The organism is Stenotrophomonas sp. TWI169 (assembly GCF_039674705.1).
GTDB classification, from domain to species: Bacteria; Pseudomonadota; Gammaproteobacteria; order Xanthomonadales; family Xanthomonadaceae; genus Stenotrophomonas; species Stenotrophomonas maltophilia_P.
On sequence record NZ_JBDJOB010000006.1, the window covers coordinates 18,112 to 31,382 of the forward strand.

General features: G+C 67.9%; 13 protein-coding genes. 4 read left to right on the forward strand and 9 right to left on the reverse strand.

Features of this window, described 5'->3' with window-relative positions; translation table 11 throughout:
• The first annotated feature begins 51 nt into the window (after positions 1–51).
• Together edd and eda are read left to right on the forward strand one after the other, a co-directional pair.
• On the forward strand, positions 52–1,968 hold the full coding sequence (gene edd, locus ABE543_RS06330) for a phosphogluconate dehydratase (protein WP_346475449.1): 1,917 nt from the start codon (positions 52–54) through the stop codon (positions 1,966–1,968).
• 129 nt (positions 1,969–2,097) lie between these two features.
• Complete coding sequence (gene eda, locus ABE543_RS06335) at positions 2,098–2,757, forward strand: bifunctional 4-hydroxy-2-oxoglutarate aldolase/2-dehydro-3-deoxy-phosphogluconate aldolase (protein WP_065181278.1); 660 nt, start codon at positions 2,098–2,100, stop codon at positions 2,755–2,757.
• A gap of 107 nt (positions 2,758–2,864) precedes the next feature.
• On the opposite strand, the gene ABE543_RS06340 is transcribed toward eda, so the two are convergent.
• From ABE543_RS06340 to ispG, 3 genes are all read right to left on the reverse strand, one after another.
• On the reverse strand, positions 2,865–3,512 hold the full coding sequence (locus ABE543_RS06340) for a response regulator (RefSeq protein WP_065174949.1): 648 nt from the start codon (positions 3,510–3,512) through the stop codon (positions 2,865–2,867).
• Positions 3,513–3,713: 201 nt separating this feature from the next.
• Positions 3,714–4,463 carry a phosphatase PAP2 family protein gene (locus ABE543_RS06345; protein ID WP_053517284.1) on the reverse strand — a complete coding sequence of 250 codons (750 nt, stop codon included), beginning with the start codon at positions 4,461–4,463 and terminating at the stop codon, positions 3,714–3,716.
• A complete protein-coding gene (gene ispG / locus ABE543_RS06350) occupies positions 4,444–5,709 on the reverse strand; it encodes a flavodoxin-dependent (E)-4-hydroxy-3-methylbut-2-enyl-diphosphate synthase (protein WP_053517283.1) in 1,266 nt (421 codons plus the stop codon). The genes ABE543_RS06345 and ispG overlap by 20 nt, the downstream gene beginning before the upstream one ends.
• A 114-nt stretch (positions 5,710–5,823) precedes the next feature.
• Between ispG and ABE543_RS06355 the strand changes: the two genes are divergently transcribed.
• Together ABE543_RS06355 and ABE543_RS06360 are read left to right on the forward strand one after the other, a co-directional pair.
• A complete protein-coding gene (locus tag ABE543_RS06355; RefSeq protein ID WP_065174948.1) occupies positions 5,824–7,050 on the forward strand; it encodes an ATP-binding protein in 1,227 nt (408 codons plus the stop codon).
• The gene (locus tag ABE543_RS06360) at positions 7,047–7,616 is read left to right on the forward strand and encodes a response regulator transcription factor (protein ID WP_053517280.1); all 570 of its coding nucleotides are present in this window, start codon (positions 7,047–7,049) and stop codon (positions 7,614–7,616) included. The genes ABE543_RS06355 and ABE543_RS06360 overlap by 4 nt, the downstream gene beginning before the upstream one ends.
• Positions 7,617–7,662: 46 nt before the next feature.
• Here the strand turns inward: ABE543_RS06360 and pgi are convergent, their stop codons facing one another.
• From pgi to pcnB, 6 genes are all read right to left on the reverse strand, one after another.
• Positions 7,663–9,177, reverse strand: coding sequence for a glucose-6-phosphate isomerase (gene pgi, locus ABE543_RS06365; protein WP_065181276.1), 1,515 nt, complete (start codon positions 9,175–9,177; stop codon positions 7,663–7,665).
• A complete protein-coding gene (gene panD / locus ABE543_RS06370) occupies positions 9,174–9,554 on the reverse strand; it encodes an aspartate 1-decarboxylase (RefSeq protein ID WP_053517331.1) in 381 nt (126 codons plus the stop codon). Before panD ends, pgi begins: the two co-directional genes overlap by 4 nt.
• Before the next feature lie 119 nt (positions 9,555–9,673).
• Positions 9,674–10,513 carry a pantoate--beta-alanine ligase gene (gene panC, locus ABE543_RS06375; RefSeq protein ID WP_074901264.1) on the reverse strand — a complete coding sequence of 280 codons (840 nt, stop codon included), beginning with the start codon at positions 10,511–10,513 and terminating at the stop codon, positions 9,674–9,676.
• A complete protein-coding gene (panB, locus tag ABE543_RS06380) occupies positions 10,510–11,325 on the reverse strand; it encodes a 3-methyl-2-oxobutanoate hydroxymethyltransferase (RefSeq protein WP_053517276.1) in 816 nt (271 codons plus the stop codon). Before panB ends, panC begins: the two co-directional genes overlap by 4 nt.
• A gap of 34 nt (positions 11,326–11,359) precedes the next feature.
• On the reverse strand, positions 11,360–11,845 hold the full coding sequence (folK, locus tag ABE543_RS06385) for a 2-amino-4-hydroxy-6-hydroxymethyldihydropteridine diphosphokinase (RefSeq protein ID WP_053517275.1): 486 nt from the start codon (positions 11,843–11,845) through the stop codon (positions 11,360–11,362).
• Positions 11,846–11,848: 3 nt separating this feature from the next.
• Positions 11,849–13,228, reverse strand: coding sequence for a polynucleotide adenylyltransferase PcnB (gene pcnB, locus ABE543_RS06390; protein ID WP_065181273.1), 1,380 nt, complete (start codon positions 13,226–13,228; stop codon positions 11,849–11,851).
• Positions 13,229–13,271 lie beyond the last annotated feature (43 nt).

Sequence of the window (13,271 nt, forward strand, 5' to 3'; positions counted from 1 at the left end):
GGCGGCATATCGCCGCCGCCCACTTCTCGCCACCTCGAACGCCGGTAGCCAATGAGCCTCCATCCGCAACTGCAAACCATCACCGACCGCGTCATCCGTCGCAGCGCTGCCTCGCGCGCGGCCTACCTGGCCGCTGTCGACGCCGCCCTGCGCGAAGGCCCCTTCCGCAGCCGCCTGAGCTGCGGCAATCTCGCCCATGGTTTCGCTGCCTGCGGCGGCACTGACAAGAGCCGCCTGCGCGGCGGGGTGACGCCGAACCTGGGCATCATCACCGCCTATAACGACATGTTGTCGGCCCACCAGCCGTTCGAGACCTATCCGGAGCAGATCCGCGGGATCGCCCGTGAATTGGGCGCCACCGCGCAGGTGGCCGGCGGTGTGCCGGCGATGTGCGACGGCGTCACCCAGGGCCGCGGCGGCATGGAACTGTCGCTGTTCTCGCGCGATGTGATCGCGCAGGCCACCGCGATCGGCCTCAGCCATGACATGTTCGATACCACGGTCTACCTTGGCGTGTGCGACAAGATCGTGCCCGGCCTGCTGATCGGCGCGCTCGCGTTCGGCCACCTGCCGGCGGTGTTCATTCCGGCCGGCCCGATGACGCCGGGCATTCCGAACAAGCAGAAGGCCGAGGTGCGCGAACGCTATGCGGCCGGCGAAGCCACCCGCGAAGAACTGCTGGAGGCCGAGTCGGCCTCCTACCATGGCGCAGGCACCTGCACCTTCTACGGTACCGCCAACTCCAACCAGGTACTGCTGGAAGCGATGGGCGTGCAGCTGCCAGGCGCATCCTTCGTCAACCCGGGCACTGCGCTGCGCGATGCGCTCACCCGCGAGGCCACCGAGCGTGCGCTGGAGATCACCGCGCTGGGCGAGGATTTCCGTCCGCTCGGCCGGATCATCGACGAGCGCGCGATCATCAACGCCGTCATCGCCCTGATGGCCACCGGCGGCTCGACCAACCACACCATCCACTGGATCGCGGTCGCGCGTGCCGCCGGCATCGTGCTGACCTGGGACGACTTCGACGAGCTGTCGCAGCTGATTCCCCTGCTGGCCCGCGTCTATCCGAACGGCGACGCCGACGTGAACCGCTTCGCGGCGGCCGGCGGCCCGGCTTTCGTGTTCGGAGAATTGATCAGGGCCGGGCTGATGCACGGCGACCTGGTCAGTGTGGCGCGCGGCGGCATGGCCGATTACGCCCGCGAACCGCAGCTGCGTGACGGCACCCTGGTCTATCTGCCCGGGCTGGAGCGCAGTGCCGACGAGGAGGTGGTGCGCGGCGTCGACGCTCCGTTCGAGAGCCAGGGTGGCCTGCGCCTGCTGCGCGGCAACCTGGGCCGGTCGTTGATCAAACTGTCGGCGGTGAAGCCGCAATACCGTTCGATCGAAGCACCGGCCGTTGTCGTTGATGCGCCCCAGGTGCTCAACAAGCTGCATGCTGCCGGGCTGCTTCCCCAGGATTTCGTGGCGGTGGTGCGCTACCAGGGCCCGCGCGCGAACGGCATGCCGGAGCTGCATTCGCTGGCGCCACTGCTGGGCCTTCTGCAGAACCAGGGCCGACGCGTTGCGCTGGTCACCGATGGCCGGTTGTCCGGGGCATCGGGCAAGATCCCGGCAGCGATCCATGTCACGCCGGAAGCCGCGCGTGGGGGTCCGCTGGCGAAAGTCCGCGAAGGCGACATCATCCGCCTGGATGGCGAGGCGGGCACGCTGGACGTCCTGGTGGACGCTGCGGAATGGGCAGCACGCACTCAGGCCCCGAACACCGCGCCCGCGGCGAATGATCTGGGCCGCAACCTGTTCGCGATCAACCGTCGTGTGGTCGGGCCGGCCGATCAGGGCGCCATTTCGATTTCGTGCGGGCCGGCAGCGGCCGATGGCGGGCCGTGGGATTACGACGCCGAGTACGAACTGGGACACGATGCGGCGGCTGCGGCAGCGCCGCATGAGGCGAAGGACGCCTGAGGGTTGAAGAGCGCTGCGGGTGTGTTGCGGCGGCGAGTGTGCTGGTGGCGGCGTCACACTTTCCGGCGCATCAACGCCGCGAAGTGATCACTGAAAATCAAATTCGGAAGCAAAGGCAGAAGCAGAGCTATGGGTATCGAACAACATCAGCTGAAGGCGGCGGAGCTGTTGCATGCGGCGGGCATCCTGCCGGTGGTGACGATTCATACGCTGGACCAGGCCCGTGCGGTGAGTGCGGCGCTGCTGGAAGGCGGTCTGCCGGCGATCGAGCTGACGTTGCGCACGCCGGTGGCGATGGAGGCGCTGGCCATGCTCAAGCGCGAACTGCCGGACGTGGTGGTGGGTGCCGGTACGGTGCTGACCGTTGAGCAGATGCAGCAGTCGATTGATGCCGGCGCGGACTTCCTGGTGACCCCGGGTACGCCGCCCGCGCTGGCCGATGCGCTGGCCGCTGCACCGCTGCCGGTGGTGCCCGGTGCGGCGACGCCGACCGAGCTGCTGTCGCTGCATGCGCGCGGATTCCGGGTGTGCAAGCTGTTCCCGGCCACGGCGGTCGGCGGCCTGGCGATGATCAAGGGCGTGGCCGGTCCAATTGCCGATCTGAAGCTGTGCCCGACCGGCGGCATCACGGAAAACACCGCCGCCGAGTACCTCGAGCAGAAGAACGTCGTCTGCATCGGTGGCTCATGGATGGTGCCCGGCAACTGGATTGCGGACGGCGACTGGGACAAGGTGCGCGCCAGCGCCGCGCAGGCGGCGGCCATCGTCAAGCGCGTGCGCGGCACCTGAGCGCCCGATGGGTGAGCGCGGGGCCGACGCTTGGCCCCGCGACCGCGGGCCGGAATTGGAAGACAGATTCCGGGCGCGCGACGCACCTCAGCCGTTGGCTGAAACCCTCACAGCGGCCGTGCCGGATCCACCAGCCCGTACTGGCTGGCCATGCGCGCCAGCGCGATGTTGTCATGGATACCCATCTTCTCGAACAGGCGTGCCTTGTGCGTGTTGACGGTCTTGGCGCTGAGGCTGAGGCGGCGCGCGATGTCTTCCTGGCGCAATCCCTGGGTCAGCAGCAGCGCCACTTCCAGCTCGCGCGGAGACAGGGTGTCGAACGGCGAACCATTCCCCTCCACCGTCGACAGCGCCAGATTCTGCGCGATGCTGGTGCCCAGGTAGCGGCGCCCGCCTGCCACGTCGCGCACCGCGCGCAGCAGTTCCTGGGCGTCGCAGCCCTTGCCGATGTACCCGGCCGCGCCGGCTTCCAGCAGCCGCTTCGGCAGCGGGCCATCCTCCAGGACGGACACGATCACCACGCGCGTGCTGCGATGGCCGCGCACGATGCGCTCGGTCACTTCCATGCCGCTGACACCCGGCAGGTGCAGGTCGCACAGCACCACGTCCGGCTGCAGCTGGCGGATCTCGCGCAGCGCGTCCTCGCCGGTCTCGGCCTCGCCCACCACCTCGATGTCGGTCTCACCCGACAGGATCATCTTCATCCCGGTGCGGACCAGTGCGTGGTCGTCCACCAGGTAGACTCGAATCGTCATTCACGTACCTCTTCGAATGCGGCCATTGCGGGTCAAGCTAGGCAGGGTGCCGAACCCTCGCAAGCGCGGTCGAAGTGCATACCGGGCAAGAGTGCCGGGTTGATCACAGTCTCACGCATTGTGCTTACCCCCTGTCTTGCAGAACCCACTGCAACGAAACAGCTCATCTATCACGTAGATGCCCGCGAAGAGCCATCCACGTCACTCCCCCTGTGTTGATGCTTCGCTGGCCGTCGATGGCGGCGAATCGCGGCGTCGCCAGGGATGCCGACGACTGAACATGACCAGGTAGCACCCTACCACCCAAACCAGTGCTGCACACCATCCGGCCAGGATATCCGACGGGTAATGGACCCCGAGATAGACCCGGGACACGCTGACCAGCAAGCTGAACGCAGGGGCCAGCACCAGCACCGGCCAGCGCCAGCGGGTATTCCAGGCCAGAAGTACCAGGGTTGCCGCCAGGGTCATCGACCCCATGGCGTGGCCGCTGGGGAAACTGAACGTCGATTCCGGTGCGATGGACTCCCACAGGCTGGGGCGGTCCCGCTGGAAGAACCGCTTGCTGCCCATGTTCAACAGTGCCGATCCGAGGAAACTGACGGCCACGAAGGTGGCCTCGCGCCAGCGGCGGTAGCCCAGCAGTGCCGCGACGATCAGCACATCGGCGGGAATCAGGAACCACTCGTAACCCAGCCGGGACAGCAGCACGAAGAACCGGTCCAGCCACGGCGAATGCAGGCCGTGCATCTGCCACAGCAGCGGCGCGTCGAAATGGAACGATTCAAACTCATGCACCTCGTCGGCCAGCGCGACGAAGCCGGCCAGCGGCAACAGCACGCCGGCGAACAGCAGGACCAGGCGCCACGCATTGCGCGCCATCCAGTGACGGAAGCCGGAGGCCGGCTCCGGCGCGGCAAGGATCGCGGGCTTATCCTGCGCTTCGGACATAGGTTCGTTCGACGTAGTCGTCGATCAGGGCGACGAATTCCTGGGCGATGTTCTCGCCACGCAGGGTCACCTTCTTCTCGCCATCGACGAACACCGGCGCCGACGGCGCCTCCCCGGTTCCCGGCAGCGAGATGCCGATGTTGGCGTGCCGCGATTCTCCCGGGCCGTTGACCACGCAGCCCATCACCGCCAGGGTCATGTTTTCCGCCCCCGGGTGCTGCACTTTCCACAGCGGCATCTTCTCGCGCACGTGGTTCTGCACCACCTTGGCCAGCTCCTGGAAGAACTCGGAGGTGGTGCGGCCGCATCCCGGGCAGGCCGTCACCAGCGGCGTGAACGCGCGCTGGCCGGTGGTCTGCAGCAGCTCCTGGGCGACGATCACTTCCTGCGTCCGCGACTGGCCCGGCTCGGGCGTCAGCGAGATGCGGATGGTGTCGCCGATACCTTCCTGCAGCAGCACGCTCAGCGCCGCTGCCGACGCAACGATGCCCTTGCTGCCGATGCCGGCTTCGGTCAGGCCCAGATGCAGCGCGAACTCCGAACGCTGTGCCAGGTCACGGTAGACCGCGATCAGCTCCTGCACGCCGCTGACCTTGGCCGACAGCACGATGCGGTCGCGCGGCAGGCCCAGCTCCACGGCCTGTTCGGCCGAATCCAGCGCTGACCGGATCAGTGCCTCGCGCAGGACACGTCCGGCGTCCCAGGGCTGCTCGCGCTCGTTGTTCTCATCCATCAGCCTGGCCGCCAGCGCCTGGTCCAGCGAGCCCCAGTTGGCGCCGATGCGCACCGGCTTGTTGTAGCGGATGGCGAACTCGATCAACTGCGCGAACTGCAGGTCCTTCTTCTTGCCGAAGCCCACATTGCCCGGATTGATGCGGTACTTGGCCAGTGCTTCGGCACACGCCGGTTCGGCGGTCAGCAACTGATGGCCGTTGTAGTGGAAATCACCGATCAGCGGCACGTCGATGCCCATCATCGCCAGCTTGTCGACGATGCGCGGGATCGCGGCCGCGGCCTCGACGGTGTTGACGGTCAAGCGCACCATTTCCGAACCGGCGCGCCAGAGCTCGGCGACCTGCTTCACGCTGGAGGCCACGTCGGAGGTGTCGGTATTCGTCATCGACTGCACCACCACCGGCCTGCCGCCGCCGACGGTGACTCCGCCGATCTGGACGGCGTGGGTCTGGCGACGGGACCAGGCGGTGGGCTCGGAAGGCGGGGTCGGGCGGGTAACGGCGTCGTGCATGCGGGCATTCTAGCGCCCGCCTCCGGTTTCCGGGTGACTCGCATTCAGCCGCCGGCACGGCTGCGGCCGATTGTCGCAGGCACACCCGCCCGCGAACGCATACGATGGGCGCGAATGACCGGTCCCGACGCCCCGTTTCTCCGCACCCTGTGCAGCCTGCGATGGCTGGCCGTGGCCGGCCAGGCCGCCACCATCCTGGTCGCCACCTGGGTGCTGGGCCTGCCGCTGCCGCCACTGCCGCTGTGGGCCGGCGTCGCCGTGCTCGCGCTGTTCAATGTCTACACCCAGCTGCGGCCGGAAGGGGCCGATACCGCGCCACTGACAGCCTTCGGCCACATCCTGGTGGACGTGATCATCCTGACCTGGATGATCAGCTGGAGCGGCGGCATGGCCAATCCGTTCAGCTCCCTGTTCCTGATCCTGATTGCGTTGGCCGCCTTCGCCCTGCCCCTGCGCTGGGCGTTGGCGGTGGCCCTGGCCTGCCTGCTCGGCTACGCCGCCAGCGGACTGTTCGGCCAGCCGCTGCCGGACGGCTACTTCCGTGCGCAGGACCTGAACCGCTGGGGCGTGGTCGCCAATTTCCTGATCTCCGCCACCGTCGTGCTGACGTTCTCCACGCGCCTGGCCCTGGCCCTGCGGCAACGGGAACTGGAGCTCTCGGCACTGCGTGAACGCTTCGCCCGCAACGAGGGCATTGTCGCCCTGGCCACCCACGCCGCCTCGGTGGCGCATGAACTGAACACGCCGCTGGCGACCATGACCCTGCTGGCCGACGACGTTGCCGAGCGCAGCGAGGAGCCGGAAGTACGCGAGGACATGGAAACCCTGCGCGAACTGCTCGTGCAGTGCCGCGAACGGGTGCTGGCACTGGCCGCGCCGGCATCGGCCGACATGCCCGGACGCAGCCGCTCCAGCGCCCAGCAGGTGCTGGAACAATGGCGGCTGGTGCGGCCGACCATCGACCTGCACCGCAACGACGATGCGCCGCTGCGGCTGCCGCTGGACCCCGGCGTGGGCCACCTGCTGATGGTCCTGCTCAACAACGCGGCCGATGCCGGAGAGCAGGCCGGGCGCCCGCGCGTGGACCTGAGCCTGCGCATCGACGGCGACGACCTGATCGGCGAAGTCCGCGACTACGGCCACGGCTTCGATGCCCGTGCCGCCGTGCTGCCGGGCACGCTGTTCGGCAGCAGCAAGAGCGAGGGCATGGGCGTCGGCCTGGCCCTGTCCCATGCCACCATCGAACGCCTCGACGGCGAGATGTGGATGCGCCCGGCCCAGGGGGCCGGCAGTCGCGTCGGCTTCCGCCTGCCGCTGGCCCCACGCGAGGACACCCCATGAGCCTGCACCACTCCACCCAGGGCCTGCTGGTCGACGACGACGAGCTGTACCTGCGTACCCTGCAGCGCAGCCTGGCGCGCAAGGGACTGGAAACGCAGACCGCGCAGGACGCGGCCACTGCTCTGATGCTGGCCCGCCAGCATCCACCGGCTTTCGCGCTGATCGACCTCAAGCTCGGCAGTGATTCCGGCCTGGCCCTGATCCAGCCCCTGCGTGCCCTGCGTGCGGACATGCGGATCCTGCTGGTCACCGGTTATGCCAGCATCGCCACAGCCGTGGAAGCCATCAAGCTGGGCGCAGACGATTATCTGCCCAAGCCGGCAACGGTACCGATGATCCTGCGCGCGCTGGGCGAAGAGGACGACGGCCCGGCCGACGACGGCGAGATGGAAGTCCCCGACGCGATGACGCCGATCAGTCGCCTGCAGTGGGAACACATCCAGCAGGCGATGCACGAGACGGGCGGCAACGTGTCCGCTGCCGCCCGCCTGCTCGGCATGCACCGACGGTCGCTGCAGCGCAAACTGGCCAAGCGGCCAAGCCCGGAACGCGATCCGAGCCGTTGAGCCCGGCCCCCCGGGCCAATGCCCGGCGACACATCCCCGACCTGGCTCAGCCCTTCAGCTGCGCCAGGATCTCGCGGGTCATCGGGTCGGCGATCGCCACGCCCTCGCCCTGCAATGCCGGCAGCAACTGGTTGGCCAGCTGCTTGCCCAGCTCGACCCCGAACTGGTCGAAGGCGTTGATGTTCCAGATCACCGACTGCACGTACACCGCGTGCTCGTACATGGCGATCAGCGCACCCAGCGCCTGCGGCGTCAGTGCATCGAGCAGGATCAGCGTACTCGGACGACCGCCCGGGTAGTCGCGGTGCGGATCGTCGCTGCCCTGACCGTTGGCCAGCGCTTCGGTCTGCGCCAGCAGGTTGGCCAGCAGCGCCTGATGATTGACGGTATAGGGATCGTCGTTGTGCACACAGCCGATGAAGTCAGCCGGGACGATGCTGGTGCCCTGGTGCAGCGCCTGGAAGAAGCTGTGCTGCACATCGGTGCCCGCACCGCCCCACCACACCGGCACGGTATCGGTGGTCACCGGCTGGCCATCACGCTGCACGCGCTTGCCCAGGCTTTCCATCACCAGCTGCTGCAGATAGGCCGGCAGCAACGCCAGGCGCTGGTCGTAGGTCATCACCGCATGGGTGGCGCAGCCCAGCAGGTTGCGGTTCCAGATGTCGGTCAGGCCATGCAGCACCGGCAGATTGCGCTCCAGCGGTGCATCCAGTGCGTGCGCGTCCATCTGCGCCGCACCCTCCAGCAGCTGTTCGAAACGCTCGAAGCCGATCGCCAGCGCAATCGGGAAGCCGACCGCCGACCACAGCGAGTAACGGCCACCGACCCAGTCCCACATCGGCAGCACGCGCTCTGCGGCGATGGCGAAGGCCTTCGCTGCGCGCTCGGGATTGGCGCTGACGGCATACAGGCGTTCACTGCCACCCAGCCAGTCGTGCAGGATCTGGCCGTTGAGCAGGGTTTCCTGGGTGCCGAAGGTCTTGGAGATCAGGATGCCGGCGGTGCGCGCCGGGTCAAGCGTGGCCAGCGTGCGCTGCATGGCCGCGCCGTCCACGTTCGATACGAAATGCACGCGCAGGCGCGCGCCGCTGACCGGGCGCAGCGCATCGGCGACCAGCCGCGGGCCAAGATCGGATCCCCCGATGCCGACGCTCACCACGTCGGTCACGCCGCTGTCTTCCAGCGCACGCACGAGGACTCCCATGCGCTGACGGATTTCGCGTGCAGTGGCATGGGCATCGGCGGCCACCGGCGCGTCGACCACGTCACCACGCAGCGCCGTGTGCAGCGCCGCGCGGCCTTCGGTCAGGTTGACCTGCTCGCCGCGCATCAGGCGGTTGATGGCGCCCCCGACATCGCGTTCTGCTGCCAGCGCCAGCAGCGCCTGCAGCGCCGCGGCGTCGTACTTCTGCCGGGCAAAGTTCACGTACAACGGACCGACCCGCAGCGCCAGCTCCTGCACACGGCCAGGTTCGGCGGCGAGCAGGCTGGGGATGCTTGCGCCCTTCAGGCGCTGGGCGTGGGAATGCAGCGAGTCGAATCCGTTGTTCGTTGTCATGCGGCCTGGGTCGGGATCGTGTCGTTGGTGTGGGTGATCTGGTTGCTGCCATCCACGTACACCAGCTTCGGCTTGAAGCTGTCCGCTTCCTGCTCGGTCATGCTGGCGAAGGCGGCGATGATGATGATGTCGCCGACCTGCACGTGGCGCGCGGCGCCACCATTGAGCGAGACGATGCCGCTGCCGGCTTCGGCGCGGATCGCATAGGTCGAGAAGCGCGCACCGTTGGTCACGTCCCAGATGTGGACCTGCTCGAACTCGCGGATACCGGTGGCAGCCAGCAGGTTGTCATCGATGGCGATCGAGCCTTCGTAGTTCAGCTCGGAGTGGGTGACGGTGGCGCGGTGGATCTTGGTCTTGAGCAGGGACAGGTGCATGGCACGGTACAACGCAGAGGAAAGCGTGGATTCTAGCACCCGCGCAACGCGGGGCATCACGACCGGCAAACCGTTCAGGTAGCGCCGGGCCATGCCCGGCGGCGCCATCACAGCGGAACTCAGAACTCCAGGTTGTCGATCAGCCGGGTCGTGCCCAGCCGCGCGGCGATCAGCGCCACCCGGCCGCCACCCTCGAATGCCGGCTCGGCCAGCTCGGGCGTGCGCAGCACGGCGTAGTCGACCTGGAAACCAGCCGCCTGCAGCGCGGCGGTGGCATCGGCCTCGATGCGCTCGCGCGGCTGGCCAGCCACATAGCCTTCGCGCATGGCCAGCAGGGTCCGATGAAGGGTCGTCGCGACGGGGCGCTGTTCCGGGCTCAGATACTGGTTGCGCGAACTCTTGGCCAGCCCATCGTCATCACGGACGATCTCCGCACCGACGATCTGGACCGGGAACGACAGCTCGGCCACCATCTGGCGGATCACCGCCAGTTGCTGGTAGTCCTTGCGGCCGAACACAGCCACGTCCGGCTGCACCTGCAGGAACAGGCGGGCGACCACCGTGCAGACGCCGTCGAAATGGCCCGGACGGCTGGCACCTTCCAGCACCTCGCTGATGCCGGGCGCGTGCATGCGCGTGGTCTTGTCCACGCCCAGCGGATACATCGCCTCGACGCTCGGCAGCCACACCGCATCGCAGCCGACCTGCTCCAGCCCCGCGACATCGGCCTCGGGCGTGCGCGGATACCGGCTGAAATCCTCGTTGGGCCCGAACTGGGTCGGATTGACGAAGATGCTGGCCACCACCCTGTCGGCGTACTGGCGGGCCAGGCTCACCAGCGCGTGATGGCCACCGTGCAGGTTGCCCATGGTCGGCACCAGCGCGACGCGCAGGCCTTCGCGCTTCCACTGGGCGATCTGCCCGCGCAACGCGCCGAGCTCATTGAAGGTCTGGATCATTGGGCGTAAGCGTGCTGTTCGTCGGGGAAGCTGCCGTCACGCACGGCGTCGGCGTAGGCGCGGGTGGCTCCAGCCACCGAGCCCCCTTCGGCAAGGAAATCCTTGACGAATTTCGGTCGGCGATGGCCGCTGTCCAGGCCCAGGAAGTCATGCAGGACCAGCACCTGGCCATCGCACTGCGGACCGGCACCGATGCCGATGGTGGGCACCGGCACTGCAGCGGTGACCTCGGCCGCGACCGGGGTCGGCACGCATTCCAGCACGATGATGCTGGCGCCCGCGTCGGCCACGGCCCTGGCGTCCTCCACCAGCTGCCGGGCCGCATCGCCACGGCCCTGGATCTTGAACCCGCCCAGGCGCAGCACCGACTGCGGGGTCAGGCCCAGATGCGAGCAGACCGGAATCTCGCGTTCGACCAGGTAACGGACGATATCGACCTTGAAGCCGGCCCCCTCGATCTTGACCATCTCCGCGCCTGCCTGCAGCAGCTGCAGCGACGCATCGAGGGCGCGTTCCGGGGTTGCATCGGCACCGAACGGCAGATCGGCAACCAGCAGCGCGCGCTGCAGCACGCGGGCCACGGCGCGGGTGTGATAGACCATGTCGGCCACGGTCACCGGCAGGGTGGAATCGTGCCCCTGCACGACCATGCCCAGCGAATCGCCGATCAGGATCAGGTCGACGCCGTTGGCGTCGAAGGTGCGGGCGAAGCCAGCGTCGTAGGCGGTCAACATGACCAGCTTCTGGCCATTCCGCTTGGCCTCGGCCAAGGCGGGAACGGTCCAGGGCTTGCTGTCTGCGTGGGTGCTCATGTGCTGATAACCGGGGGAGATAACCCGGGCATTATCACCCTATCGGCGCAATCCCGCAGGCATCCACCCGCATCACTGCATCCCGCACGCGACCATGGCCGGGAATGGCCAGATCCGGCGCGATCTCGGCCAGCGGCACCAACACGAAGGCACGCTCGTGCAGGTAGGGATGCGGCACCTGCAGACCCGGTTCATCCAGTACCTGCGCGCCATACAGCAGCAGGTCCAGATCCAGTGCCCGCGGTCCCCAGTGCACGGCTGGATCGCGCACGCGACCGAAATGCCGCTCCAGCTCCAGCATCGCCCGCAGCAATCCGGAGGCCGGCAGGCGCGTTTCCACCGACGCCACCGCGTTGACGAACGGCGGCTGATCCTCGTTGCCCCAGGCCGGCGTGGCATACAGGCGCGACGCCTGGCAGCGCCGCGTGTCAGGAAGCGCGTCCAGTGCGGCAATCGCCGCACGGACGGTCGCGGCCGCGTCGCCAAGATTGGCGCCCAGGCCGATCCAGGCCAGCGTCATGGCTTACTCGCCAGCGCTGCCGGCCGTGGCACCGGAGCGCCGACGGCGGCGCCGGCGCTTGCGCGGTGCGCCCTCTTCCTCGTCGCCCGGTTCGGCATGCATCGCATCCAGCGCGGATTCCAGCTCGCGGCCCGGTTGCACCTGCGCCTCACGCCAGAACGCCACATCTGCCTCGTGTTCGGCCGACGCGACCTGGCGCAGCGTCAGGAAATCGAACGCTGCACGGAAGCGCGGGTGGGTGAGCGTGCGGAACACGCGCTTGCGCTGGCGCGAGCCGAAACGCGACTGCAACAGCCAGATCTCCTGCATCGGCAGCGAGAAACGGCGCGGCAGCGCGATGGTGCTCAGCTGCTGCACCGTCACGCGGTCGGCAGCACGACGCTGCGCTTCTTCCGGCGCCACGCCCTGCTTGAGCAGGGTGGCCTGCGCCCGGCAGAACGCCGGCCACAGCAGCAGCGCGAACAGGAACGCGGGCGAGACAGGCTCATCGTTGGCCACGCGTGCATCGGTATTGGCCAGGCCCTCGACCAGCATGCGGCGCAGTGCACCGGTGCGGTTCGCCTTCAGCGCCCTGCCACTTTCAGGGAACAGGACGTCGAGCAGGCCGTAGCGCTCCAGGCCTTCGAAACTGGCAACACCGTGGCCGGACAGGAACAGCTTCAGCACTTCCTCGAACAGCCGCGCGGGCGCGGCTTCGTTCAGCAGGCCTGCCAGGTGCGGGATCGGCGCGGCGGTGCCCTCTTCGATCTGGAAGCCGAGCTTGGCCGCCAGGCGCACCGCGCGCAGCATGCGCACCGGGTCCTCGCGATAGCGCTGTTCGGGGTCGCCGATCAGCTTCATCAGGCGCGCCTGGACGTCTTCGAAACCGCCGACGTAGTCGCGCACCGAGAAATCCTCGATCGCGTAGTACAGGGCATTGCAGGTGAAGTCGCGGCGCACCGCGTCGTCTTCGATGCTGCCGTACACGTTGTCGCGCACGAGCATGCCGTTTTCCATTTCGCGGTCGCCGCTGCCGTCATCGACGTTGGCGCGGAAGGTGGCGACTTCGATGATCTCGCGGCCGAACACCACATGGGCGAGGCGGAATCGGCGGCCGATCAGGCGGCAGTTGCGGAACAGCTGTTTGACCTGTTCGGGCGTGGCATCGGTGGCCACGTCGAAATCCTTGGGTTGGCCATTGACCAGCAGGTCGCGCACCGCGCCGCCGACAAGGTAGGCGCCGAAGCCGGCATCGCGCAGGCGATAAAGCACGCGCAGGGCGTTCGGGCTGATGTCCTTGCGGGAAATGGTGTGCTGGTCGCGCGGGATGACGCGCAGGCTGAACGGTGATGGAGCAGGAGAAATGATGTTGGCGCTTCCGGTTGAAGTTTCGGGATTGCCCAATGGCATCGAGGTGCATATACTAGCGCTCCTGCCTCGGCAGCGA

Coding starts and splice junctions, on each gene's coding strand:
- ABE543_RS06355 (WP_065174948.1), top strand. CDS start 5,824: ATGACCGGTCCCGACGCCCCGTTTCTCCGCACCCTGTGCAGCCTGCGA.
- panC (WP_074901264.1), bottom strand. CDS start 10,513: ATGATCCAGACCTTCAATGAGCTCGGCGCGTTGCGCGGGCAGATCGCC.
- ABE543_RS06345 (WP_053517284.1), bottom strand. CDS start 4,463: ATGTCCGAAGCGCAGGATAAGCCCGCGATCCTTGCCGCGCCGGAGCCG.
- ABE543_RS06340 (WP_065174949.1), bottom strand. CDS start 3,512: ATGACGATTCGAGTCTACCTGGTGGACGACCACGCACTGGTCCGCACC.
- eda (WP_065181278.1), top strand. CDS start 2,098: ATGGGTATCGAACAACATCAGCTGAAGGCGGCGGAGCTGTTGCATGCG.
- ABE543_RS06360 (WP_053517280.1), top strand. CDS start 7,047: ATGAGCCTGCACCACTCCACCCAGGGCCTGCTGGTCGACGACGACGAG.
- ispG (WP_053517283.1), bottom strand. CDS start 5,709: ATGCACGACGCCGTTACCCGCCCGACCCCGCCTTCCGAGCCCACCGCC.
- pgi (WP_065181276.1), bottom strand. CDS start 9,177: ATGACAACGAACAACGGATTCGACTCGCTGCATTCCCACGCCCAGCGC.
- panB (WP_053517276.1), bottom strand. CDS start 11,325: ATGAGCACCCACGCAGACAGCAAGCCCTGGACCGTTCCCGCCTTGGCC.
- folK (WP_053517275.1), bottom strand. CDS start 11,845: ATGACGCTGGCCTGGATCGGCCTGGGCGCCAATCTTGGCGACGCGGCC.
- panD (WP_053517331.1), bottom strand. CDS start 9,554: ATGCACCTGTCCCTGCTCAAGACCAAGATCCACCGCGCCACCGTCACC.
- edd (WP_346475449.1), top strand. CDS start 52: ATGAGCCTCCATCCGCAACTGCAAACCATCACCGACCGCGTCATCCGT.